Genomic DNA, 25,346 nt, shown 5'->3' on the forward strand with positions numbered 1-25,346 from the left:
GATGACTGATTCTTTATCCCCAAACCCAGCCCCTACCGCCCTAGAAATCCACATTCTGGAGCAGCTCCAGGCGGTTGGTGGCGCTTGCCCGACGTTGACGGCGCTGCCCATCACGCTAAAGAGTTCGGCCCGGCAGCGAGGTCTAGCCTGCCAGCAACTGAGCGATCGCGGCTGGCTCACCTACGACCTCGATATGACTCAGTTTGGCCTCACCCTGACTGGCAAAACCCTGCTGGGCCTCGATCGCTCAGTGTGGCCCGTGACGCCGGATGAGCGACTGATTCTGCGCTCGTGCCTGGGGGGTCGCATTGGCCCAGGGCAGATTCACCACCGGGTGCCGGTGGGCGATCGCCAGCGACTGCTGACGGGGCTGGTCGACCAGGGCTTGATTGTGGCGTATCGGAGTGCGATCGTCTGTCTCTGCCTCACGCCCCAGGGGATGGAGGCTTTACAGTCTCACTATGCCTCTATTAGTGCCAGCAGATGATTTAGCAGTTATGCTGCGGCTCTTAACCAGAGCCCATTGGGTCTGAGCACTATGATTGAGATATTTGGTACAACCCTACAACCAATTGCTACACCACTATTCCAAACCATCCGGGTGATATGCCTGAAGGAACTCTCAGGGCTATTTTGAAGCAGGCTGGCATCACCCCAGATGAGTTTCTAAAGTAAGCACGGCAACATTTTAAGATGCTGTTCTAATCCTCTTCTACCATCAGTCGCCAGCGAATGGTTTGGGAGGTGACGCTGTCGATTTCGCCCAGGCGCACCTGTACGGTTTCGCTGGTGACCGGGCCAAGGGCGGTGAGCAGCGCCCGCAGGTTGGGGGTGCTCTCGCCACTGTCCACAAACACCCGCTCAGCCAACTGGTTTAGCCGCTTCCAGGCGGTGAAGAGTTTGACGGCGGTTTGCTCGATCTGGGCAGCCTGGGCCACCATATCGGCAGCAGAATTTAGGCAGCCCACCCGCAGAGCTTCTTCCAACGCCAGCTCTAGATCAATGCCGCTGGCTTCGAGCAGCTGCACCTGGTTGGCGGAAGCCAGATACTTCGATAGGTAGCGGGCCTCGGCGGTAACTTGCTTGAGGGTATCTAGGTCGGGGTTTAGCTCCACCTCGGTTTTGAGGGTGCTCTGGTGCACGGGGGGCAGCTTTTCCATTTCCTTCACCAAGGGCGCGATGTAGCGGCTGGGGATGGTGTTGTCGGCGGCTTTTTCCCGTAGGCTTTCAGGAATTAGGTCAGAGGTCATGGCGGCCCACTCGTTGGCCACCTGGCGCACTTCGCGGCGGGTGATGTGGTCGCCCTTGCGGGCTGAGTCGCTGACCAGCTGCTGCACCTCGGGGGCCGATTTGGCAGTTTCTACAAAGGCCCGCTTGCTGAATTGGTTGACTTCTTTAGGGGTGAGCATACCGGCGTCGAGCAGCTGGTCGGCGCTCTCGGCCAGCTCGATCAGGTTGTAGGCGTGGCTTTTGGTGATTTCGCGGTCTTTGAGCCAGTTGAGAAAGCCGGTGCCGCGCCCGTCGCCGCCTTTCTTTTCGCGATCGCGCACCGTCCGCAAAATTCGCCCCCGCCAGATGTCGGTTTGCAGATCAAAGCGATCGCACACCTGCCAGGCGGCCTCCATCTGCTGGTTAAACTCGTAGTCAGAGATCTTGTCGTCGGTGGGGTCGGGCAGAGCAAAGGTCAGCTCCCCCGCCTGCATTGCTGACTCGATCACCTCAGGAGAATAGGGCATTGCCGCCGTCATACCGTTGTTACCATTTGCGCACAGGGTGCCTATTGTCCCACGTCTGGACTATGCGATCGACAGGCACACTCCAGTGAATCAGCCCAGCTAAAATGGTGATGCAGCCTGACGCAAGCCATTTGATTGAGGCCAGAGCCATGACAATTGCCACCGCCACCCTCAAAGAACAAATTCTGGCCGAGCTAGATGACCTCTCTTTAGACGCTCTGGTTGAAACCCTGGCCTATGTAAAGGCGTTGAACGGCAGTCCCCAGATCGCCTCGCAAGCAGACGCGATGCAGGCCTATCTAGCGTCAGAGCAAGAGTACGAAGAGGTCTATACCCGTCTTGCCAACTCCTAAATTTCTCGATGCAGAAACGGTTTTAATGATCCACAGCCGCCAGATTGAGCGGTTTGGCGGTACGGCTGGAGTGCGCGATCGCGGGCTGATGGAGTCTGCCCTGGCTCAGCCCCAGGCCACCTTTGGCGGCGAACTGCTGCACCCCATGCTGGCCGATTAGGCAGCGGCGTACCTCTACCATCTAGCCAAACATCATCCCTTTGTGGATGGCAACAAGCGCACAGCGTTTGCGGTGATGGATACCTTCATCAGGCTCAACGGTGCTCGTCTGGGACTGCCCCCTGAGCAAGCCTACGAGTTAACCATGCAGGTAGCCCAGGGGCAACTGGGCAAGACCGAGCTGGCGGGTATGCTGACTGAGGCTCTAGAACTAGCCGTCTGACCCAGCAAAACTACAGCGCCGATCAATGCCTTCGGTATGATGGGCTAGGCTCTCTTTAGACCTGAGTATGAACGACGAACTCTTTCAGCGGTTTACCGTCGCTTCGCGTCACCTTAATCTGGATCCGCTGCTGTCGTCGGAAGATATTGAGCAGTTTCGGGTGGCCTACGGCAGTCGCACCCTGGCCGTCCTTGAAGATGCCCTGTTAGACATTGATGCCGACGGTAAGCTAGTCTTTACCGGCCATCGGGGCTGTGGGAAATCGACCCTGCTCAACCAGCTGGCGCTGAACATGCGTAAGCAGGGGCTGTTTGTTTCCTTCTTTTCTATTGCCGAGATGGTGGAGATGTCGGCGGTTAACCACATCAATATTCTCTACTCCATTGCGCTGAAGCTGTTGCAGCGGGCCGTTAACCTAGAGGCCCCGATTCCCGATGCTGTGCGGGAGTCACTTACGACGTGGTTTACCCAAACCACGTCGCGCACCTACACCGACCAGCTCAAGCAGGAGATGGCCCTCGGCGTTGATTTTTTTAAGCTGTTTACAGGCAAGCTGCAAAAGGAAGACTCCTTTCGCGAAGAAATCACAGAAACCTACGAACGCCGTGTCTCTGATCTGACTCAGCACATTGACCAAATCGCCGCTGCTATCCAGGTCGCCACAGGCAAAGAGGTGCTGGTCATTATCGACGATCTGGATAAGCTCGATCTGGCGGTGGTGGAAGCTATCTTTAGCGACAACATCAACGCCCTATTTTCGCCGCGCATTCGCATTTTGTTTACTATCCCCATTGCGGTGGTGCGCGATACGCGACTCAAGGCAACGCTAGATACAATGTGCCAGGTGGTGCTGCTGCCCGTAACCAAGTTTTACCCTCAGAATGTTGCCCACCAGCCCGATGCCCCTCCTATTGAGTCCAGCGTGGCGACGCTAGAAGCGATGCTGAAAAAGCGCATTGAGCCGGATCTGATTGAACCCGATACCCTGCGGCAGATTGTACTGCTAAGCGGCGGCGTGCTGCGGGAGCTGGTGCGCCTAGGCAAAGAGTGCTGCCGCGAATGTCGGCTAGAGCTGAAGCTCGACCCCGCCAACACCAGCCAAAAAATTGATGCCGCTATTCTCACTGCCGCCCAAAAGTCGCTGCGCAACCAGTACGCCCGCCCCCTGGGTAACAACCAGTTTGCACTGCTGGCTGAGACCTACCGCTCCTTCGCCCCGCCCGATGCGGGGGATGAGAAGTTTTTAGATCTCCTTCACGGGCTGTATGTGCTGGAATATGAGAATGACGACCTCTGGTACGACCTGCACCCCCTAGTCACGGATCTGCTCAAGCGCAAAAACCTGATCTAGCTCCCCTCTTGGGAGGGGTAGGGGTGGGTCAGCCCAGACTCTCACCCACCCCGCCCTTCGGGCACCCCTCCGAGGAGGGGATGGCGTAACCCTGGTTTTGGCAATGCCCCCAGCCGACCTCTCACCGCTGAATAATCGCGAGTATCGCAAGCTGCTGCTGACGCTGACCCTCAACAGCCAGCGGCTCGATCTGCTGATCGCCATTACTGACGATCGCAACCTGCAAGACCAACTGATCACGGCCTACGAAGCCGACCTAAAGGCCCATGGCATTGCCCCCCTGCGCGCCCGCCTCGACCCCAAGCGCCCCAGCCTGCGTGCCACCCTAGAGGAGCTGGTGGCCCAAACCCCCGCCCTGCAAAAGGGGGAACCCGCTGTGGTGACGGTGCTGAATGCGGGCGAGCTGCTAGGGGTGCGCCTGAACGACGAAAAATCTGAGCAGGAGAAGTTTTTCTTTTCGTTGCAGTGGACGCGGGAGGCGCTGCGGGAGTTTGCCTTCCCCATTGTGCTGTGGCTGCCGGATGCGGTGGCGACCCGCCTGGCCCAGCAGTCCCCCGACTTTTGGAGCTGGCGCGGCGGTGTATTTGAGTTTGTGGCCGAGGTTAGGGAGCCAGGGCCGGGGCGAGAGCTTCTGTCGATGCCCAGCCGCGAAATTGCGGCGGAGCGGGAGAAAAGCCCGGTGGCTATGGCCGACCTGCAACAGCAGATCGCCCAGCTAGAGGCCACCGCCCCAGAGTCGCCGCTGCTGATTACGCTCTACAACAACTTGGGGGAGGTGTATGAGGGACAATACGAGTATCAGCCAGCGTTAGAACTGTACGAAAAAGCGCTGGCTCTGACCACCGCCAAAAGCGACTCCGCCGGGGAAGCCAGGTCGCTACGCAATTTAGGGGATGCGTTGAGGAAGTGCGGACGACCGTTTCAGGCAGTGGATTATTACCAACAGGCGTTGAGTAAGTATCAGAAGTTGGGTGATCGCAGTGGTGAAGTAGCAACGCTAAATGAGCTTGGTTTCGTCAGCCAGATTCTAGGGCAATACTCCCAGGCCATTGAGTACCACCAGCAGCAGTTAGCGATCGCGCGGGAGATTGGCGATCGCCGAGGTGAAGCCCATTCCCTAGGCAATTTGGGTCTTGTGTACAGTTCACTGAGCCAATACCAACTAGCTATTGAGTACCAACAGCAATGCTTAGCAATCGCGCGGGAGATCGGCGATCGCCAAGGCGAGGCCCGTTCTCTGGGCAACTTAGGCAATGCGTACCGTGCGCTGGGCCAATACCAAACGGCCATTGAGTACCAACAGCAATGGTTAGCAATCGCGCGGGAGATCGGCGATCGCCAAAGCGAGGCCTATTCCTTGCACAATTTGGGCAATGCGTACCTTTCGTTGGAGCAATACCTCCAGGCCATTGAGTACCACCAGCAGTCGTTAACCATCAAGCGAGAGATTGCTGATCGCGGAGGCGAAGCCAATAGCCTGGGCAGTTTGGGCATTGCATACTATTCACTGAAGCAATACCCTCAGGCTATTGAGTACTATCAGCAGCAGTTAGCGATCATGCGGGAGATTGGCGATCGCCCAGGCGAGGCCATTTCCCTTTTCAACCTTGGCATTGCCCTAGCCACGGTTGACCAAAAATGGGACGCCCGCCAAACCTATGAAGCCGCGCAGACACTATTCCAAGACATGGGGCTGGCTCATAGAGTAGAACAGTGCGATCGGGCTCTTGATAGCCTTGGCTAAATGGAGGTCATGCAGCCCAAGCCAGCCCCCACCATTGGCGAACCACCGGCCAAAGAACCCGATTGGCTAGCCAAGTCGCTGCCCGCTGCCCCACGCAGCACCCCACCCCACCCACAAAATCCCCATCGCCGCCTGGTTTTTGGTGGATCTCGTTATCGCCGCCCTGCTGTGGTGGCTCCTGCGGTAGGGTGCGATCGCGGCCCCAAATCCACGCCTACCACCCGCCAATCCCCGCGCCGCAATGCACCGCCCACCCATCGAGAGAACCTGTATCTGCCGCCCCGTCATTGGTGCATTGCGGCAGGGCGGGGGTGAAGAGGGATAGTAGGTGCGATCGCGCCGCGAATGCACCCTACGAGAATCAACTACTTGTTTGCAGTTTAACAGCGGCTCCTGCGGTAGGGTGCGATCGCCCGCCACCCAGATGAAGACGGCCCATAGGCCTCGCTATCAACCCCCTAAAGCGCGACTCTCTGATGGAGAGTTTGCCAACGCGATCGCAGACCGCCCCGGCAGCTCTAGCCGATCGCCCTGGTACTCAGCCCCCTGGTAGGCAAAGACTACAGTGCCCTCTAAACCGAGGAGGGTGCTGGCGTCTAAGGCTATCGGGCTGGTGCCGGTGTTGAGGGCGATCGCCAGCGTTTCTTCCTCCAGCGATCGGCTAAACACATAGACATCCCCCTCGGCGTAGAGAGTCTTGTAGGTGCCAGTGCGCAGGGCCGGGTAGCCGTGGCGCAGGGCAATCAGCTCGCGGTGAATCTCTAAAATCCCCCGGTGCCAGTCGGCCTCGGGGGGAAAGGTGCGACGACAGTCGGGGTCTAGCTCGCCCGGCAGCCCCACCTCCTCGCCGTAGTAGATACTCGGTGCCCCCGGAAATGTAAACAGCAGCAGCGTCGCCAGCACCAGACTGGCCTCGTCTTCGCCCACGACAGAGTAGGCGCGGGCCACATCGTGGCTAGAGAGCAAGTTGAGCTGAGTCAGCTGAATCTCCCAGGGGTAGAGGTCGAGCAGGTGCTCGATTTTCGCCGCGTAGCCTGCTGCATTGAGAGCCGGGTAGGGGTAGTAGTGGGGCAGCTCAACTAGATCCATACGAATGCGATCGCCCGCCGCATAGGCCAGGGCTGGCCCGGTAAAGAGATAGTTCATCACCCCGTCAAACTGGGTGCCATCGAGCCACTGGCGGGCGTCAGTCCACACCTCACCGACAATGTAGGCCTCGGGGTTGACGGCTTTGATGCGATCGCGAAACTCTTGCCAAAAGCCCTCGGTCTCAACCTCGTAGGGCACATCCAGCCGCCAGCCGTCGATGCCCTGGCGCACCCAGTACTCTCCCACCCGCATGATGTACTCGCGCACCGCCGGGTTGTCGTGGTTAAAAGTCGGTAGGGCGCGGTTGTCAACCCAGCCGTGGTAGTTGGCCGGCAGCGCTCCATCGTAGGCCGACAGGGGCCAGGCACTCACCCTAAACCAGTCGAGCCAGGGTGAGTGGGGGCCATTTTCAAGAATGTCGTTAAAAAAGAAAAAGCCCCGGCTGGCGTGGTTAAACACGCCATCCAGCACAACTTTCATATCTCGACTGTGGGCAGCTTCGAGCAGGTCAAAAAACGCCGCATTCCCCCCCAGCAGTGGATCGACCTGGTAGTAGTCGTGGGTGTGGTAACGGTGGTTGCAGGCCGACTGAAAAATCGGCGTAAAGTAAATCGCCGTCACCCCTAGATTTTGTAGGTAGTCGAGCTTTTCGGCCACGCCCCAGAGGTCACCCCCCTTGTAGCCCGATGGGGTCGGCGGCGAATGCCAGGGCTCTAGCGCCACCGCCATTGAGGGGTCATCCAGATGCCGATGGGTACGGGCAAATCGGTCAGGAAAGATCTGGTAAAAGACCGCGTGCTTAACCCAGTCTGGGGTTTGAAAAGCCATGGAATTGGTGCCTCGGTTGCTACGCATAGGCTACCGCCATCTGGGCTAGCTGGCCATGGCAGACGGTTGGGAACTGCCCTAGGCTCCTCGGTCTGCCCCTAGGTCTCCACTACATGCGTGCACACACCCAAATAGCAGCCGCTCGAATGCCGCCCGAGAATGTACAGAGTCACATTTACCTGACCGACCCGATAGCTGTGCAAGTCTTCTAAGTGGGTTTCGAGCACGTCGCGCAGGTTGGCATATTTTTGGGCCAGGTGGCCGCCCTGCTCGCTGGCCCAGTAGGGGTTGTTGAGAATGGGGCTAAAGAAAGCCGCAGCGGGGTGAATTTCGCAGCGATCGCTGTCGGTGGCGAGCTTTTGGGCCACGGCTTCTGGGGTGGGTAGGGGGTCGGCAAAAATGACCAGCGACACCAGGGCGTCGCTTTCGCTGGGGTACCACAGACCCCCTAGCGCCCCCTCTAGGGCTGAGAGGGCAATGGTTAGCTCGTAGTGCTCGGGTTTGATCTCCATATCCGTATCAGGCAGGTTGTAGACCTTTGAGAATGCCCATGGCCTCGGCCACGTGCCCCTTGGGGTTGAACTGAGAGTTAAAGATATGTCGGACAACACCCTCTCTGTCGATCACATAGGTGACCCGACCGGGCAGCAGCCCCAGGGTAGCCGGTACGCCGTAGGCCTTGCGCACCGCAGACCCCGTATCGCTCACTAGGGTAAAAGGCAGATTGTGCTTGCTGGCAAAAGCCCGATGAGAGTCGGGTGAGTCGCTGCTGATGCCGATCACCTCGGCCCCAGCGGCGACAAAGTCTTCATAGCTGTCGCGAAAGGAGCAAGACTCTACCGTGCAGCCGGGGGTGTCGTCTTTGGGGTAGAAGTACAGCACGACGGCCTTTTGACCGCGAAAGCTGCTGAGAGTGATGCTGTCGCCTGCCTGGTTGGACAGGGTGAAATCGGGGGCGGTGTCGCCGACGGCAATGGCCATGGGTAGAGTCTCCTGCGCGAGGGGGAATAGTTCTTTAGAATACTTAATAAAGCGGCAGCGTGGCTGGCGAATGAGTTTCTCCCATCACCCGTAGGGTGCATTCGGCGGGCAGGTGGGATGGTTTAATGGCCGATCGTCCCTGCCCTGCCAATGCACCGCCGTAGGCAGATCCCAAACGGTGCATTGGCGGCATGGGGATTGTGGGTTATAGGCCCAGGGAATCTGCCGCCGAATTTCCCCTACGCACCCGTCCACCCCCTACTCGTCTACCCCTATGCCCACCCTCGTCTGGTTTCGCAACGATCTCCGCCTTCACGATCACCAGCCCCTCGACGAGGCGCTGCGGGCGGGGCAGCCAATTTTGCCAGTCTATTGCTTTGACCCGCGCCAGTTTGGCCAGACCCGCTTTGGCTTCCCCAAGACAGGGGCTTACCGATCGCAGTTTTTGCTAGAGGCGGTGGCCGATTTGCGGCGATCGCTGCAAACCCTGGGCAGCGATCTGGTCATTCGAGTAGGCCAGCCAGAGCAGGTCATCCCAGACCTGGTGAAGGCCCACGGTATCGACAGGGTCTACTGGCACGAAGAGGTCACCCGCGAAGAGCTAGACGTGGAGCAGGCCCTAGAGTCGAAGCTGGCGGCGATGGGCTGCGCCAGCGAGGTGTACTGGGGGGCGACGCTCTACCACCCCGACAATCTGCCTTTTGACATCCGTCGTCTGCCTGAGGTGTTTACTCAGTTTCGCAAAAAAGTTGAGCAGCACAGCACGGTCGACGGGGCGCTGCCAACGCCAAAGAAAATGCCCCCTCTGCCCCCGGTGGAGCCAGGGAAGTTGCCAACGCTGGCAGAGTTTGGCCTGGAGCCGCCCGGGGCTGACGATCGCGCTGTGCTGACCTTTGCGGGGGGCGAAACCGCCGGGCTGGCCCGCCTGCACCACTACGTGTGGGAGACCGACTGCCTGCGCCGCTACAAAGAGACCCGCAACGGCATGGTGGGGGCCGACTATTCATCTAAACTGTCGGCCTGGCTGGCGCTGGGCTGTCTGTCGCCGCGCCGGGTGTACGAGACCGTGCAAGCCTACGAGGCCGAGCGAGTGCGCAACGACTCGACCTACTGGCTGATCTTTGAGCTGCTGTGGCGCGACTACTTTCGTTTTATCGGCGCCAAGCACGGCGATCGCATCTTCTATCCCTCGGGTCTGCGCGGCCTGCTGATCGACTGGAAACAGGACTGGGAGCGCTTCGACGCCTGGCGAGAGGGCAAAACCGGCTTTCCCCTGGTCGATGCCAATATGCGAGAGCTGGCCTGCTCTGGGTTTATGTCGAACCGGGGGCGGCAGAATGTAGCCAGTTTCTTGACCAAAAACCTGGGTATTGACTGGCGCCTGGGGGCCGAGTGGTTTGAGTCGCTGCTGGTTGACTACGACCCGTGCAGCAACTACGGCAACTGGAACTACACCGCCGGGGTCGGCAACGACGCTCGGGGCTTTCGCTATTTCAACATTCCCAAGCAGTCAAAGGACTACGACCCCGACGGAGTCTACGTCAAGCACTGGCTACCCGAGTTGGGCAATGTGCCTGGGGCAAAAGTTCACGCCCCGTGGAAACTTCAGCCGGTGGAGCAAAAGCGGTTTGGCGTCACCCTTGGGGTTGACTATCCTCGCCCGGTGGTCGATTTGCAAAAGTCTGTGGAGGCCAACGAGACGATCTACAACGCAGCGCGGGAGATCCGGTAGGGCGATCGCCTGATCAAATACAAAATCTTGCTTGGCTACCCCCGCTTCAGCAGGGTGCACAGGGCTGCACCCCTACAGGTTGGCCAATTGGCGATCGGGGTGATAGATTTCCGATCTGGTATGCCTCATCCCTGGAAAGCTGCAACGTTGAATTTTTGTTACTTTAATGTGGGAATTGTTTAAACGTAGTCTTTGTAACGGCAGCTGCTGGTGAGCTACCATAGTGTGTATGCAGTGTTCACAATGTTAGAGATTGCTGACCCGTTTTTATAGGCTAGGCCTTTAGAACAGTTGACTTTCTCGGGCAGAGTTAGCACTACTGCATTCTAAATAAATCCAACCTTTAAATCAAAACCTTAAATCAAGCCCTTGAATGAACCATTTCCCCTGACCCCAGCTTTGGACGGCTGGGGTTTTTTGTGCCTTTTGTGAGATGCCACAAGCAGCAAGCGGTGGGGGCAGCAATCGAGTTATACCAAATCCGAAGTCCATACCCCTGATACCCTACAGGTTGGTCGCTTGGAAATCGGGTGTATAGAAGTCGGATTCGGTATGAGGCTCTAGCCACCGGTCGATTGGTCGAGGGCGGCGACCACCTGGTCGTAGATTTCGCGGGCGTGGTCGGGGCTGGTGCCAATGCAGGTAAGGCCCACCTTGCCGTATTCCGACAGGCTGCCCATCAGGTGAAAGGCCGCCCCCACGCCGCTGATCGAGTTGAAGTGGAGCCGCTGGGCGACGATGATATCCATCAGGTCGCTGGGCAGCAGGCCGCGATAGTGGGGTTTTTGCAGATTGTCGGAGGCGCGATAGTAGCGCACCTGCTCCTGTTTGGTGTAAAAAAGCCCGTCGGCTGGGTGAAATCGGCCTTCGGTAAGCATTTTCATGGCCATCAGGGGGTGGGTGGTGCCGCCCTTGCGCAGGTTGATCTCGATCGCCTGGAGATCCCAATCTGGGGCTTCAGGGCTGCCCTTGGCCACGGCGATAAAGTCGACGCCAAAGCGTTCGAGGGCACCCTGGCGGGCCAGTTCTTCGCCGATGCGCTGCCCCATGGCCTGAATTTGAAGCCGGTAGTCGGGCCGGGCGGGAAAGGAACAGCCGAGAAAGATCTGGCCATCGGGGCCACCCAGCTCCTGGTCGTGGGTAGAGAGAAGTTCGACTTCGCCCAGGGGGGTGATGCGCCCCTGCACGCTGGGCGACTCTTTGCGATCGCCCTCGATAAAGGCCTCGGCGATCGCCCCCAGCACCGGTATCTTGGCCGAAAAATGCTCCCAGGTTTCGAGATCGCTCTGAAAGCTGAGCTGGTGAAAGGCGTCGGCTATGGCCTGGGTGCGATCGCCCTGGCCCCCCTGCCCCGGTGCCACGGCCCCCAGGGGGCGCAGGTCTAAGATGGCATTGCCCTCCCCCGAAAAGCCCTCATTGAGCTTGATGACCATGCGTTTGAGGCTGGGGTCGCGCTCCCAGACCTCAGCGGTGACCGTTGCCAGATCAGCTTCGTTAAACACCAGCTCGCTGCCGATGGGGTGAGGAATGCCCGCTCGCCGAAAGATTTCCCGGCTGCCGCTCTTGGTGCCCCAGTGCAGCAGGTCGGGGTCGAGGGCGAGCAGCGGCAGATCGAGCGCCAGGGAAAGATCGCGTTCCCAAGGGGTGGAGTTGTAGCAGGTCATGTAGGCCCGCTGGGGGTCTACGGCCCGGCGAATGCGATCAAGCAGGCGGGGGCGCTCTAGTAGCTTTTGGCTGAGGGGTTTGCGCGAGCCGTCGTAGGCGGCAAACAGGGTGAGGCGATCGCGGGCGTGGGAGCTAGGGATGCCCGGCAGCAGCTCTAGGTAGTAGTCGACAATGCTGGGGTGCAGGGGCTGAGAGGTGACGTAGACCATGCGCGTTTTGGGGTTGCGCAGCCGAATCAGCGAAAACAGCAGCCGCTCTTCGTAGTGGTTGACCCCTTCGATTTTGAGCAGCTCTTCTTGATCGAGGCTGAGGGAGGGCACCACCACAATGTGCCGCTCTTCGGTGTCAAAGGCGTCGGTGGATAGCCAGCGATCACGCAGGGTGGCCTGGAGCTGCTGAAACCGGGTGCGATCGTCTACTGGCGACTCTACTGTGTTTGCCGCTTCCTGTTTAGTCGTCACCATAAAAGCCACCTCCCGCGATCGCCCAAACGGTTCTGGAATGACACGAGTATAGACCGCAGCACCCCTCAGATCTCTCTATCCTTGGAGGTTCAACCAACTTTGCCGACGGATGACCGGGGCAGCTTAAACCAGCGCAGCCCGACGATCTCTCTACATTCATCTCTACATTCAACTGAGCAGGCTGGGCAGATCTAGACCCATAGTTTTAGCTAAAAAATCTGGCGAGAGAGAAATGAACTTGCTAGGCTGAGGGCAAGTTCATACCCAGTCTAGAGCGGGCTTTGTCGATTGCCTCGGGTAGAATTCTGCTGCTCAACTCCCACGGGTGTTTAATCCCAAATCCGAGTCACATAACCCCGATTTCCAAAAGGCCAAACCGTAGGGGCAAACGGTTGTTTGCCCGGCTGAATCGGGGGTGGCCAAGCAAGGTTTTGTATAATTTGTTCTATCGGGCTTTAGTCGGTCTATGGCATCTCAGTCTAAAACGCTGTTCGAGCAGTTTCTCGCCCCGCTTTTTTCGCACCTGATCGATCGCGATGCTCTGGTGCACCTGAGCAAAAGCATTGACTGGGAGGCTGGGGAGACACAATTCACCAACCCCCAGGTGGTCTACCCCAACTACTACAAAACCAGCAATTTTCACGGCGTCAAAAATGGGTATCTAAGCACAGACGCGGCCCTGACCTACGACCCCATCACCCAGTACGTGCTACCCCCCGGTGAAACCTGGGTGCGAGAGAGTCTGGTAAAGGCGATCGCAGGCGATCCCCGCCGCATTCTCGACCTGGGCTGTGGCACCGGCACCACCACTCTGATGCTCAAGCGCCGGTTTCCTGCGGCGGCGGTGGTGGGCCTTGACCTGTCGCCCCAGATGCTGATCATGGCTGACCGCAAGGCCCGCACCGCTGGGGTAGAGGTCACCTTCTGCCACGGCAACGCCATGGTGACAGGGCTACCCCCGGCCTCCTTTGATGTGGTCTGTGCCACGCTGCTGTTTCATGAGACGCCCCCGGCGGTGGCCAAAACCATCCTCGCCGAGGCTTTTCGACTGCTCACCCCCGGCGGACAAATGCTGGTACTTGACGGCAATCAGCGCACCCTGCGCGCCACCGACTGGCTCAGCACCATTTTTGAAGAGCCCTTCATTGGCGAATACAGCCAGGGCAATGTCGATGCCTGGCTGGGCTACGCCGGGTTTGAGCAGGTGCGCACCGAAGATGTGTTTTGGCTCAACCAGCTCAGCTCTGGCCGCAAGCCCCTACCGGTGGCCGATCGATCGGCTCAGTCGGCAGAAGACCAGGCTTCTGCGTCGGTAACTCTGGCCCAGCCTGCCTAGGGGCTGGGGCGGCGATCGGGGGCGAGACCATGCCCTGGCGCGGCAGCGGTAGAATTTAGGAAACAGTCGGGAAACCTGAGCCCGAGTGGTGGCTATTGCTGACTGCCTGCGATCGCTAGATCAGGGCGACAATCTTTTTTCTCAGCGGCTTTGCAATGGCACCGTCAGGTAAGCTTGACTGGCCTAGCCCTCTAGTTGACAGGCCCATGGTGAGTAAGGCATTTGCCAGCAAGACCTTGACTAAGCACTTACCTCGCTGGGGCTGGCTGGGGCTGCTGCTCGTCACTCTGCTGTTTTTCGACGCTCTGATCAACCTCCAGGCCGAGCGGCTGTGGTTTGTCGAGGTCAACTACCTGGAGGTGTTTTGGCTGCGGCTGCGATCTGAGCTGCTGCTGGGCATCATTCCAATCTTGGTGACGCTGCTGTTTACCTGGGGCAACCTGACCCTGGCCGATCGCGCTCAGGCACTGCCGCCGCCGGGCGATCGCGCCTCTCGTCTAGATAGTTTGGGCCTAGCGGGTCTGCTGACTGTGGGTGGCACCCTGAGCTTTTTGGTGGGGGTGCAGCTGATCTACCAGGGGCAAATCGCCCGAGACTTTTGGCAACAGTCAACCACCCTCTACGACTCGGCTACGCCGCTGCCCCTGTGGCCCAAACTGCAGCTGTTTGGGGTGGTGGGTCAGATTTTTGTGGCCCAGCCCTGGCTGCTGATTGCCCTGGGTATTAGCACCGTAGCGTTTTTGCTGTATCCCCGGCAGCTGGGGCGGCTGGCGGCGGTGCTCATGAGCCTGGGCTACGGGCTGATCTTGGCCAAACAGTGGCCAGCAGCGCTGCTGGCGCTCAACCCGGTGCCCTACAACACCGTTGACCCACTGTTTAAGCGCGACATTGCTTTCTACATCTTTCGCCTGCCGGTACTCCACCTGGTGGAGTTTTGGGTCATTGGCACCTTGTTTTTTACCCTGGTTAGCGTCTACCTGGTGTATCTACTGGGCAAAAGTACCCTCAGCCAGGGGCGCTTCTTTGGCTTTTCGCTATCCCAGCAGCGACACCTGTACACCCTGGCGGGGCTGTTGTTTTTGGCCACCAGTTTTAGCCACTGGCTAGGGCGTTACGAGGTGCTTTACTCCCGCGAGGGGGTGGTCTACGGCGCTGGCTACACCCATGTCAACGTGCTGCTGCCGATGAACTGGGTGCTGGCTATTTTCACCCTTGTGCTGGGGCTGGTGTTTTTGGTGCGGGGGCGACTGCTGACCAACCCTGGCCCCTCTGCGGACAAATTTCCCCTAGGCGAGCCGGTGCCTCTGGGCTGGTGGGCCAGTGTTGGCCACACCAGCCTGCTGGTGAAGGGGGTCTGCGGCTACCTGGTGCTGACCCTGCTGGGTCTGGTGATCGCGCCAGCGGTGGTGCAGCGGCTGGTGGTGCAGCCCAACGAACTTCAGCGCGAGCGCCCCTACATCATCGACTCTATTGCCCTGACTCGGGCCGCCTTTGACCTAGAGGCGATCGACGACGAGCCCTTTGACCCCAGTGGCGATCTCACCGCAGAAGATCTGGAGCAAAACGACCTCACCCTAGAAAATATTCGCCTGTGGGATCCGCGCCCGCTGCTGGAGAGCAATCGCCAGCTCCAGCAGATTCGCCTCTACTACGAATTTAAAGACGCCGACTTCGATCGCTACAACATTCTCAACCTCGAACGCCGGTCTGAGCGCCGCCAGGTGATGATCTCGGCCCGCGAGCTGAACTACGAGCGGGTGCCCGACATCGCCAAAACCTGGGTCAACGAGCACCTGGTCTATACCCACGGCTTTGGCTTCACCATGAGCCCGGTCAATACCGCTGGCCCCGACGGCTTGCCCACCTACTTTGTGCGCGGCATTGAGAATCTCCCCAGCAGTGAGGAGGTGCGCCAGAGCATTCCCATCGGTGACCCGCGCCTTTACTTTGGCGAGCTGACCGATACCTACATCATGACCAACACGCGGGTGCTAGAGCTCGATTACCCCAGCGGCAACGAGAATATCTACACCACCTACCTGGGGCGCGGCGGCATCAACCTCAACGACGGCTGGCGGCGACTGCTGTTTGCCCGTCACCTGTTTGACTGGCGGATGATGTTTACCGAAGACTTTACCCCCGACACGCGGCTGCTGTTTCGCCGTAACATTGCCGAGCGGGTGCAGGCGATCGCCCCCTTTTTGCGCTTTGACACCGACCCCTACCTGGTCACGGCCAACATTGGCGATGCCTCGCGCCAGTGGGGCATCGGCCCCGCCCACGGCAGTCGCGCTCCCGCAGAAGTGAGTTTTGAAGACTTTCTGGAGCGCGACCCCAACATCACCTTCGAAAACTTCAACACCCAAACCGGCGACAACTACCTCTACTGGGTGATCGACGCCTACACCGTCAGTGGCCGCTACCCCTACTCCGACCCCGGCGACAACGACTTTAACTACATTCGCAACTCGGTCAAGGTGGTGGTCGACGCCTTAAACGGGGCGGTGAGTTTCTTTGTCGCCGAGCCCAGCGACCCGATCATTCAAACCTGGAGTCGGCTGCTGCCCGGCATGTTTGAGCCCCTAGAGGCAATGCCTGGCAACCTGCGCGACCACATTCGCTACCCCCAGGATCTGTTCTCGGTGCAGGCCGAGACCCTGATGACCTACCACATGACCGACCCCCAGGTGTTTTACAACCGCGAAGACCAGTGGCGGGCCCCCACCGAGATCTATGCCAGTGAGACCCAGCGGGTCGAGCCCTACTACCTGATCATGAAACTGCCCGAGGAGGCCACGGAGGAGTTTATTTTGCTGCGGCTGTTTACCCCGGCCCAGCGCAACAATCTGATCGCCTGGCTGGCGGCCAGATCTGACGGCGATCGCTACGGCCGGCGGCTGCTCTATCGTTTTCCCAAGCAAGAGCTGGTGTTTGGCCCTGAGCAGATCGAAGCCCGCATCAACCAAGACCCCGAGATCTCCCAGCGCATTTCTCTATGGAATACCCAGGGATCTCGCGCCCAGCAGGGAAATTTGCTGGTGATACCGATCGAGCGATCGCTGATCTACGTCGAGCCTCTCTACCTGGTGGCCGAGCAAAACCAGCTGCCTGCCCTCACCCGCGTGATCATGGTCTATCAAAACCGCATTGCCATGGCCCCCACCCTGGCCTCGGTACTGTCGACGATCTTTTTAGAAGAACCTACCCCCGCTGCCCCAATCCTACGAGAGCTAGGCGAAGACCTGCCCGACGACAGCGACCCCCTCAATGGGCTGCTCAATCTAGATCCCCTTCCCGGAGCCTCGGGCAGTCAAGAAGATCTGGGCCTCCCCGCCTTTGAGTAGCTGTTCGGTTAATAGCCCAACCTGGAGTTCGAGATGAGAAAATCCTTTAAAAAAGCAGGCTCACTGTCCCCCACCGGGTGGGGGAGGGGTGGGTCACTCAATGAGCGCCAGTGCGCCCTGGAGCTGATCTTTGACCGCCGCCGCCGATCGCTCCAGAGCGGCCTGCTCTGCCTCGGTCAGAGACAGCTCTAGCACCGTCTCGATACCGGCCCGACCCAACCGACAGGGCACCCCCAGGCACAGATCCTCCAGGCCGTACTGACCCTGAAGGTAGGCCGCAGCGGGCAAAATGCGGCGCTGGTTGAGCAGCATTGCCTCCACCATCACACAGGCTGACGACGCCGGAGCGTAGTAAGCGCCCCCCTGCTTGAGCAACTGCACAATTTCAGCGCCGCCGTTGCGGGTGCGATCGATCAGCTCCGTCAGGCGATCGCTGCTCAGCAACTCCGTCACCGGAATGCCGCTCACCGTGGTGTAGCTGGGCAAGGGCACCATCAGGTCGCCGTGGCCCCCCAGCACCATGGCCGACACATCCTGGGGCGGCACCCCCAGTTCCCAGGCGATAAACCGCTGAAACCTAGCTGAGTCCAACACCCCAGCCATGCCCATTACCCGCTGGGGCGGCAGCCCACTCACCTTCCAGGCCAGGTAGGTCATGACATCGAGGGGGTTGGTCACGACGATCACGCTGGCCGACGGTGACACTGCCAAGGCTTTGCCCAGGGCGTCAATGACAATTTTGCCATTGACCTGGGTGAGGTCGTCGCGGGTCATGCCGGGGCGGCGGGGTAGCCCAGCGGTGACCACCACAATGTCGGAGTTGGCGGTGTCTTGGTAGTCGTTGGTGCCCACAATGGTGCGGTTGTGCCCCTCACAGCCCGCCGCCTGGGCCAGATCGAGCGCTACCCCCTGGGGCCGCCCCTCGACGATATCAACCAGCACGACGTTGGCCAAATTGCGCTCCAGAATGCGCTGGGCCAGGGTGCTGCCCACGTTGCCAGCGCCCACGACGGCGATTTGGCTGGGCTGACAAGAGACTGGGGCAGTAAGGGGAAGCGACATAGGAAGACTTAGGCCTAAGTAAAGAAAAGCTGAGTAATGAACCTCATCCAATTCCAGAAGTGGAGTTCTGTTTGGGGGAAAATACGGTTCCTGAAATGGATCTGGTATGTAGCGGTGTCCTAGACATATAAGGCATAGCCTAACTGTTCTGGTGATGACTATATAAAGCTAGAATTAATGTCACTCCAAAAACAGGTCAAACGTTGAAGTGAACCCAGCTACAGTTTCATCTTGCCGGAAGCAAGACCATTTGAAACGTTATTGTTGTGATTTAGATCATGGCGTTTGGGTGACATATCGATGCTGCTGTAGTGATGACTCAACAGCTTTGAAAATGCTTACCGACACTTCACAATTTGCCCCCAATGGTTCCCATTGAAATACGGGATGCTAGATCTAAATTCCCCTGAAGCTATCGTCATGAAACAATCGTCTCGTCTGTCGCCACCGATCCCTATCGGGTCAATAGCCACCATGGAAAAGTCAGCCGACGATAGTGACAACAGCGCTCTCGTCGCAGACATTGCCGTTGGCAGTGACTGCAACATCCGCTGGTTTAGTGCTGGGGAGACTATTTTTACCGAGGGTAGTTCTGCTGACAGAGCCTACATTATTGAGACGGGCTACGTAGAGATTTTTGTCGGCAGTGGCCCAGACTCCCTTCAGCTTAGCGTGCTGGGGGCAGGCGATATCTTTGGCGAAATGGGCATTATCGATGCCTCCCCCCGATCGGCCTCAGCTAAGGCCATTGGCCCCTGCCGCTGCATTGTGGTATCGGCGGCCCAGGTGGCGGAGCGCATCGAGTCGTCGTCGCCCATGGTGCGATTGTTTATCTCGATGTCACTGCATCGCAACCGTACCTACAATGCCTATCTCAAAACCCTCTCCAACCCTCAGGTGAGCTTGCCCAGCCCGGCTGTCACCGAAAAGAGCTATGCCAAAACCCAGCAATACCAGCAAATCTTAGACGATATCAAGCTAGAGTCTGACCTGCGCAACGCCGTCGATAACAACGAGTTGTCGCTGATGTATCAGCCTCTCCTTGATCTGGGCAGCGAGAAGATTATTGGGTTTGAGTCGCTGCTGCGGTGGCATTGCCCCCAGCGCGGTATGGTGGCCCCCAACCAGTTTATTGGCCTAGCCGAAGAGACCTCGCTCATTTTGCCCATGGGCAACTGGATTTTGGAGCATTCGTGCGCCGATCTGCGCCGGTTTCAAGACCAGCTAGCAGCGGTCGGACAGAGTAGCGTTGACTTCTTTATCAGCATCAATATTTCGGTGCGACAGTTTCAAGAGGCTGATTTTTTTGAGCGTCTGGCCGCCTGTACCCAGCGCCACGGTGTCAGTCCCCATCAGATCAAGCTAGAGGTCACCGAGCGCATCTTTTTAGATGAAATGGAGGCCATTGATTCAATTGGCAAATGCCGCGCCGCTGGTTTTGAGGTTTCTCTCGACGATTTTGGCACCGGCTACTCTAGCCTCAACTACCTGGAGCGCTGCGAGATTGACTGTCTCAAAATCGATAAATCTTTCATTCAAAAGCTGTGCACTAGCGATCGCGCCAAAATCTTAGTGGGGTCTATCATCGACATCGCTCATAAGCTGGGCCTGCCCACCGTGGCCGAGGGCATTGAGACTCCGGCGCAGATGGCCGCACTCAAGGCCATGGGCTGCGCCACTGGCCAGGGCTTTCTCTTTAGTCACCCGCTTCCCCTACCAGAGGCCCTAGCCCTGCTCGATCGCCCCCCTGCGTTTAACCTGCCCGACTGCGCTTAAGTCAGTGTCGGCAAGAAATAGGGTGCCTGCACTGGCGAGCATGGGCTCGACCTAGCACAGCTAGAAAATCTGAAGAGATGCTTAACCCATCGATGTTGCGAAAGGTAAACGTCTAGAGTAAGTGCTGACGTTTAATTAAGCAGAAATACTCAGGCATCCTGCCTGGTTTTGACAGCGATGGATCGACTCACTCGAGAGGCCCTGCTAGGGGCTTACAAAACTGGCCAACGAGATTTTGGCCCGACAGATTTGTCCGGCATTGAACTCTTTGAGGTGGATTTACGCCAGGTCAACTTGCAGGGTAGCTGCCTTGACGAGAGCTACATCCCCTACGGGAACCTCAGCCTGGCCCACCTGCGCAACGCCAGCCTGGTCAAGGCTCAGCTGGCTGACATCAACCTCTACGGGGCCGATTTGTCCGGCGCACTGCTGGTGGAAGCCGACCTGGACCGGGCCGATTTACGGGGAGCAAAGCTGTGCCAGGCCAACTTGAGTGAGGCCAACCTCAGCGGGGCCGATCTGCGTCAGGCCGACTTGACCGAGGCCAAGCTGACGGGGGCCAACCTGAGCGGAGCTAAGCTCGACGGGGCTATCCTCTCCAGGGCGAGCTTGAGCCGCTGCAATCTGTTTCGGGCGACAGGGGTAGACCTGAGGGATGGCTACTGCGATCGCACTACCATCTTGCCCAATGGCTACAACTATGGCCGCTGATTAAAAGGCCCTCCCTCTGGGCTGGCGATCGCGACACTCACCACCTGCCAGGGTCGCAGCGCAATCTTCCCAGGGCGATGGACGACATCGGAATGGCCATCAGAATCGATCTCTAAGGGTTGCTCCAAGCCATCGGTTTGTCCCAAAACAGTCAGAGGCAAGCGGCTGCTCACCGAAAAAGAGGTGCTGGCACCAACGCTTTCATAGCCGCGCAAAATATAGCGGCTCTCGCTGTCTTCAGCCCGCTTAAAGGCGGAGATCACAAAACTAGAGTCGCCAAGATCGAGGTAGCTGGCGCGGGTAGGGCCAGGCGTAGGTGCTGAAGCCTGATCTCTGTCGGAGGACAAAATGCCTGAGGGCGAAACGATCACAGGCAAAACCGGCAGATTAAAGTTGCGGGCTATCTGCACGGTATTGGCCTGTTGCCAGCCCTGGCAATGGGGATAGATGGCATAGCGAAAGGTTTGCAGACCGCGATCGCACCCTGGATCGGGCCACAGCGGTGCCTTTAGCAGCGTCAGCCGCAGTTGGTTAGGGGTAGCGTCAAACCCGTGTTTGTAGTCGGTGACAATGCTCACTCCCCGCTCCCCATCGCTGAGGTCGGCCCAGCCCAGGGCGGGCACCTCCCATTTCGCTGCCGCCTGGGGGGTGGCAGGGGTGGTGGCGCGGGCGATCGCCCCAAAGGGAATCTCGTAGGTGGCTTCGGGGGCCGACATCGTCAGCGGAAAGGCCACCTTCAGCACCACCTGGGTCTCTTGCCAATCGACCTGGGTGTACACCGTCAGCAGGGGCGACCCCGCCTCTAGCCCGTAGTCTTGGGTGAGGGTGGATTGGCCAAGGCGATAGACGACGCGCAAGGTTTGGCGCACCGGGCCGTAGTCAACCCACTCAATGCTCTTGACCTGGGCGGGCGGGCGGGGATGGTCTTGGTAGTCGGGGGCAATATTCCACGCATCCCAGTACTGGCCCTGGTCTTGAAAGGCCTGGAGCTGATTGCCGGTGCCCTGAAAGGTCTCACGGCCGGTCGCTTTGTGAATCAGGCTGGCAATCTGGCCCGTCGCCGGGTCAATGGTCGCCCGCAGGTGGTCGTTTTCTAGCCGCCAGTCTGGGGGCGGAGCCGGGGACGGTGCAGCTTCCTCAGGAACCAGCCAGAGGAGCTGATAGCCCACGGGCGGCAGGTCAGAAACATAGACCAGCAGCGAGGCCGCTGGGAATTGGGTGAGCTGGGTGGTTAAAGGCCGACCGCTAGCATCCTGCGCTTGCCATGGCTGGCCCTGAAGGGCTGGCCCTAGGGGAATAGTCACGACCTCACTGCGGGCCCAGTTCAGCGGGTTAAACAGCACCACCGGCACCGCATTGGCCTCGGGGGGCGAGGGCTGGGGGCAGCGCTGGGCGAGGGCCTGGAGAGAGGTTTGCAGAATGCGATCGCCCGTTTCTAGCGCCGCCTGCCACCCTTCATTGGCCTGCTCAAACACCTCAGGAATAGACGTCCCCGGCAAAATGTCGTGGAACTGGTTAAACAGTACCTGCTTCCAGGCGGTTTCTAGCTCAGGGTGGGGGTAGGGCTGCAAGCCCGAGATAGCGGCAATAGCAGCAAACAGCTCAGCCTGAAACAGGGTGTCTTCACCGCGACGGTTGTACTGCTTTTGGTCGCCGTGGGTGGTGTAGCAACCTCGGTGGAGTTCGAGGTAGAGTTCGTCGTCCCAGAGCGGGAGAGGGTGGGGGGATGGGGAGAGAGGGGGATGAGGAGAGGGGGAGATCGGGAGAACGGACGTAGGGGCAGACCCCTGGGTCTGCTCTGCCGGTAATGTCTGAGCGAGCCGGTCGAACAGCGGCACGGCGTGGCCCCAGGCCAAAGTGGGGAAAAAGGGAGACCTGGCCCAGCGCCGGGCTTTTTGCAGCATATCGCGGGTGGGGCCACCGCCGTGATCGCCGACCCCCGGCAGCCAGAGCGCCTCGGCCAGCCCCGTGCTGGCTTCCCACCCGCAGGCGTACTGGGCCATGGCCATAGGCTCAAGATCGGTGCCGATGGGGGGCAGGGTGACCCCGGCGATCGCGGTGCCGTCTCGCCCTTGCCAGGCAAACAGGTCGTGGGGAAAGGGGTTGGTGTCGTTCCACCGCAGCTTTTGGGTGGCAAAGTAGCGAATGCCGCCCTGGGTGAGCAGCTGGGGCAGCTGCCACGAGAAACCAAAAGTGTCGGGTAGCCAGGCGATCGCACTGACCGCACCAAATTTCTCCGCACAGTAGCGCTGGCCGTAGAGAATCTGCCGGGCGATCGCCTCTCCCCCCGGCAGGTTGAGGTCGGGCTCGACCCACAGCCCGGCATCGATCGCCCAGCGCCCGGCCTTGACCTGGGCTTGAATGGTGGCAAATAGCTCGGGGCGGTGCTGCTCTAGCCAGGCAAACAGGGCTGGCGACGAATGACTAAAGGTGAGTTCGGGAAACGCTTGCTGTAGGGCAAGCACCGAGCGAAAGGTGCTTTCGGCGGCCACCCAGGTGTCGGCTACGGGCCAGAGCCAGGCCAGATCGAGGTGGGCATGGCCCAGGCAGTGAATGGTGCGCTGTTTGAGCCAGGGCGAGAAAGGCTGGAGAGTCTCTCGCAGGGCCAGCAGAGACCGTTGAAAGCGATCGCGACGCTCAGAGCTGGATCCTAAGGTGCGATCGCTGAGCGCCTCCCAGGCAATGCCCGCCAACGCCCGCTCCAGCTCATCCAGGCACTCCGGCTGAAACTGGGCCAGGTAGGTGGCCAACACCCCTAGCTCATCGGCCACAAAGCCCGGTTCTGCCCCCAGGGCCGCCCAGTCCTCCGGTGCGTTTTCAGGGACTTCAAATATCAGGGTGGCCTCTACCAGCGCCCCGGCGTCGTGGCCGGGGCTGAGTAGTTTAAGGGCCACATCCACCGATTCTCCCGGCACCACGCCTTCGCTCAGCACAAGGCGCGTCCAGCAGTCAAAAATATCGCCGGTTTGCACTAGCTTGCCGTCGATAAACATATCAGCGCGATCGGCCCACCACCGCAGTGCTAGCCTCGCCGTGAGGCCCTGCAAGGGGTAGCCATTGAGGTGGCTGGGCCAGGTAAAGCGCTGGTGCAGCCAGAGGGGCCGTTGGCCCTGGGGCCACACGATATGGCCGCGATCGCTCAGGGGGGCTAGGGGCCAGGCCAGTGAGACCTCGACGTTGGGAGGAATATCCCCTGGAGCAGCGCCGTGGTGCCAGCTGCCGCGCACGTCTAGCTGGCTGAGACTGCGCAGGCGATCGAGGATGGCTAAAATCTGGGCGGCGGCGGCGACGGTGGCAGAGGGCATGGCTCCGGTATGATTTAGGCAGTCTCCCCAGTTTATGCAGAGAATGTAGGCAGCGCTATGGCGACGTCGTCGCGCCGATTTCAAAGCCAGACCGTGGCCCGATTGGTGACGGGGTATCGGCAGGTGGCCCAGGGGGCCGGGCACTGGCTGCGCCGGGGGCGCACGGCAGCGGTGTGGGGCTTGCAGGTGGCGATCTATCCGCTGTATGCAGCGGTGCAGGGGCTGCGGGTGGGCTACCGGCAGTTGCAGGCGGCGCGGCCCTGGCAGCCGGTGGTAAACAAGTTGACGGGTCGCCGCCCCACAGACCTGGTGGCGACCGATCTGCCGATTCGGGCTCTGCTGTCGGTGGTGCAGCCGCCAGTCATGTCGTCTGCGCTGGTGCGTCTGGGTGGCCTGCGGCTGGTCAATGTCTACGGTCAGTGGCTGCAACAGTCTCAGGCGGGGGCGGTGCTCACCCCAGGGCAGTGGCAGCTGGTGCCCTGGCAGACCCAGATTCGAGGCATTGCCTCAGACCTGAGCGATCGCCGTCTGGTGCTCGTCACGGTAGATAACGACATTTTTACTGACCTGACGGCAGACCAACAGCAGCGGTTGCAGCGGGCCATTGTGCTCATGCTGGCAGAATATGGTCGGCTAGAGCGACGGCGGGCGGGCGATCGCCAGCTGCAATCGCCAGGTCTCCCCCTGCCTCAATCCAACCCCGCTCTGCTGCCCCCCCTGCGGTGGCTGCCGTCTCTGGTACGGTGGATGCAGACTAGCCCCCTAGCGGCGGCGACCAACCTGTTTGGCGAGGCCGACCAGACGACCCAGGCGATGGCTCGTCGCCAGGGCAGGCGGCTGGGCGATCGCCCCGTTCTATCTGCTGCCCAGCCGCAGCCCGAAGTCAAGTTTTCTGGGGGTAGGTATAGTCCATTGCGATCGCCATTGCGATCGCCCCTGCCCTCTGACGAGCTGGCCGCTAATCTGACATCTCTGCCCCTGACGACCGCCTTAGATCACATAGTTGAGCTGGCGGCAGCGACCTCTAGACCAGTGGCTGTCGCTCCCTCACCCCTGGCCAACCCAGCAGCGGCGGGCTTGCAACCGGGCCTCATGGTATCTCCACCAGCGGCTCTAGAGTCGTTGCCGACGGTTGTTGGTGAGGGCGACCTCGTCGTCCTAGCTGCGTTAGAGCAAGCCGCCCCAGGCCCGGCAACGTCAGCATACAGCCTCAACTCTGGCCATCATCTCTCCGCCACCCCTGAAGAAAACACCCTAGATGTGCAAGTGGTGCAGGTTAGCTATGTTGACTCGCCGCTGGTGCTAGTGCTGCGTGGTCTAGACTGGGTGCTATTTGCGATCGAAACTCGTCTGCGCCTGTTTTGGGCCTGGCTGCGACAGCAATGGTAGATGGCCCTGCCTCGGCCAGGGAAACCAAAGCGTAAAGCAGAGCCCCGACCCAGAGAGACGAACATTTGGCGATATGATAGTTCAAGCTTAGTCCTGCA

The 25,346-nt window shown here is 59.6% G+C and carries 19 protein-coding genes and 2 pseudogenes; 13 read left to right on the plus strand and 8 right to left on the minus strand.

Features of this window, described 5'->3' with window-relative positions; translation table 11 throughout:
- Position 1 precedes the first annotated feature (1 nt).
- A complete protein-coding gene (locus AC0QKW_RS19655; RefSeq protein WP_473152782.1) occupies positions 2–487 on the plus strand; it encodes a hypothetical protein in 486 nt (161 codons plus the stop codon).
- A gap of 59 nt (positions 488–546) precedes the next feature.
- A pseudogene (locus AC0QKW_RS19660) lies at positions 547–675 on the plus strand (type II toxin-antitoxin system HicA family toxin); the annotation flags it as partial.
- A gap of 26 nt (positions 676–701) precedes the next feature.
- Here AC0QKW_RS19660 and AC0QKW_RS19665 read toward each other — a convergent pair.
- Complete coding sequence (locus AC0QKW_RS19665; protein WP_473152783.1) at positions 702–1,736, minus strand: hypothetical protein; 1,035 nt, start codon at positions 1,734–1,736, stop codon at positions 702–704.
- Positions 1,737–1,885: 149 nt separating this feature from the next.
- Here AC0QKW_RS19665 and AC0QKW_RS19670 point away from each other — a divergent pair, with 149 nt between their 5' ends.
- From AC0QKW_RS19670 to AC0QKW_RS19690, 5 genes and pseudogenes are all read left to right on the plus strand, one after another.
- Positions 1,886–2,089, plus strand: coding sequence for a DUF2281 domain-containing protein (locus AC0QKW_RS19670; RefSeq protein ID WP_473152784.1), 204 nt, complete (start codon positions 1,886–1,888; stop codon positions 2,087–2,089).
- A 25-nt stretch (positions 2,090–2,114) separates the two neighbouring features.
- Positions 2,115–2,471 (plus strand): annotated as a pseudogene (locus AC0QKW_RS19675) (type II toxin-antitoxin system death-on-curing family toxin).
- 67 nt (positions 2,472–2,538) lie between these two features.
- On the plus strand, positions 2,539–3,822 hold the full coding sequence (locus AC0QKW_RS19680) for a P-loop NTPase fold protein (protein ID WP_473152785.1): 1,284 nt from the start codon (positions 2,539–2,541) through the stop codon (positions 3,820–3,822).
- Positions 3,823–3,925: 103 nt separating this feature from the next.
- Entirely contained in the window at positions 3,926–5,566 is a 1,641-nt protein-coding gene (locus tag AC0QKW_RS19685) for a tetratricopeptide repeat protein (RefSeq protein WP_473152786.1), read from the plus strand.
- Positions 5,567–5,881, plus strand: coding sequence for a hypothetical protein (locus tag AC0QKW_RS19690; protein WP_473152787.1), 315 nt, complete (start codon positions 5,567–5,569; stop codon positions 5,879–5,881). It begins immediately after the preceding gene.
- Positions 5,882–6,016: 135 nt separating this feature from the next.
- Here AC0QKW_RS19690 and AC0QKW_RS19695 read toward each other — a convergent pair whose 3' ends face one another.
- The 4 genes from AC0QKW_RS19695 to AC0QKW_RS19710 all read right to left on the minus strand — a co-directional run bounded on the left by AC0QKW_RS19695 (position 6,017) and on the right by AC0QKW_RS19710 (position 8,657).
- Positions 6,017–7,483 carry a glycoside hydrolase family 13 protein gene (locus AC0QKW_RS19695; RefSeq protein ID WP_473152788.1) on the minus strand — a complete coding sequence of 489 codons (1,467 nt, stop codon included), beginning with the start codon at positions 7,481–7,483 and terminating at the stop codon, positions 6,017–6,019.
- Between the two features lie 98 nt (positions 7,484–7,581).
- The gene (locus AC0QKW_RS19700; protein ID WP_473152789.1) at positions 7,582–7,995 is read right to left on the minus strand and encodes a nuclease A inhibitor family protein; all 414 of its coding nucleotides are present in this window, start codon (positions 7,993–7,995) and stop codon (positions 7,582–7,584) included.
- Positions 7,996–8,002: 7 nt separating this feature from the next.
- Entirely contained in the window at positions 8,003–8,464 is a 462-nt protein-coding gene (locus AC0QKW_RS19705; protein ID WP_473152790.1) for a peroxiredoxin, read from the minus strand.
- 43 nt (positions 8,465–8,507) lie between these two features.
- Positions 8,508–8,657, minus strand: a complete 150-nt coding sequence (locus tag AC0QKW_RS19710) for a hypothetical protein (RefSeq protein ID WP_473152791.1) — start codon at positions 8,655–8,657, stop codon at positions 8,508–8,510.
- A gap of 81 nt (positions 8,658–8,738) precedes the next feature.
- Between AC0QKW_RS19710 and AC0QKW_RS19715 the strand changes: the two genes are divergently transcribed.
- A complete protein-coding gene (locus AC0QKW_RS19715) occupies positions 8,739–10,196 on the plus strand; it encodes a DASH family cryptochrome (RefSeq protein WP_473152792.1) in 1,458 nt (485 codons plus the stop codon).
- A 560-nt stretch (positions 10,197–10,756) separates the two neighbouring features.
- Here AC0QKW_RS19715 and AC0QKW_RS19720 read toward each other — a convergent pair.
- Positions 10,757–12,325, minus strand: a complete 1,569-nt coding sequence (locus AC0QKW_RS19720; protein ID WP_473152793.1) for a peptide ligase PGM1-related protein — start codon at positions 12,323–12,325, stop codon at positions 10,757–10,759.
- 466 nt (positions 12,326–12,791) lie between these two features.
- On the opposite strand from AC0QKW_RS19720, the gene AC0QKW_RS19725 reads away from it, so the two are divergent.
- Positions 12,792–13,661 carry a class I SAM-dependent methyltransferase gene (locus AC0QKW_RS19725; protein ID WP_473152794.1) on the plus strand — a complete coding sequence of 290 codons (870 nt, stop codon included), beginning with the start codon at positions 12,792–12,794 and terminating at the stop codon, positions 13,659–13,661.
- Between the two features lie 206 nt (positions 13,662–13,867).
- Positions 13,868–17,005, plus strand: coding sequence for a UPF0182 family protein (locus tag AC0QKW_RS19730; RefSeq protein ID WP_473152795.1), 3,138 nt, complete (start codon positions 13,868–13,870; stop codon positions 17,003–17,005).
- 93 nt (positions 17,006–17,098) lie between these two features.
- Here the strand turns inward: AC0QKW_RS19730 and mdh are convergent, their stop codons facing one another.
- Entirely contained in the window at positions 17,099–18,067 is a 969-nt protein-coding gene (gene mdh, locus AC0QKW_RS19735; protein ID WP_473152796.1) for a malate dehydrogenase, read from the minus strand.
- Positions 18,068–18,487: 420 nt separating this feature from the next.
- Between mdh and AC0QKW_RS19740 the strand changes: the two genes are divergently transcribed.
- Positions 18,488–19,843, plus strand: a complete 1,356-nt coding sequence (locus AC0QKW_RS19740; protein WP_473152797.1) for an EAL domain-containing protein — start codon at positions 18,488–18,490, stop codon at positions 19,841–19,843.
- Positions 19,844–20,020: 177 nt separating this feature from the next.
- The gene (locus AC0QKW_RS19745; protein ID WP_473152798.1) at positions 20,021–20,554 is read left to right on the plus strand and encodes a pentapeptide repeat-containing protein; all 534 of its coding nucleotides are present in this window, start codon (positions 20,021–20,023) and stop codon (positions 20,552–20,554) included.
- Here the strand turns inward: AC0QKW_RS19745 and AC0QKW_RS19750 are convergent.
- Positions 20,542–23,859: an alpha-mannosidase gene (locus AC0QKW_RS19750; protein ID WP_473152799.1), complete on the minus strand. Its 3,318-nt coding sequence runs from the start codon at positions 23,857–23,859 to the stop codon at positions 20,542–20,544. The genes AC0QKW_RS19745 and AC0QKW_RS19750 overlap by 13 nt on opposite strands.
- Before the next feature lie 57 nt (positions 23,860–23,916).
- Here AC0QKW_RS19750 and AC0QKW_RS19755 point away from each other — a divergent pair, with 57 nt between their 5' ends.
- Complete coding sequence (locus AC0QKW_RS19755) at positions 23,917–25,248, plus strand: hypothetical protein (RefSeq protein WP_473152800.1); 1,332 nt, start codon at positions 23,917–23,919, stop codon at positions 25,246–25,248.
- Positions 25,249–25,346: the final 98 nt, after the last annotated feature.

The organism is Pseudanabaena sp. PCC 9330 (assembly GCF_055795045.1).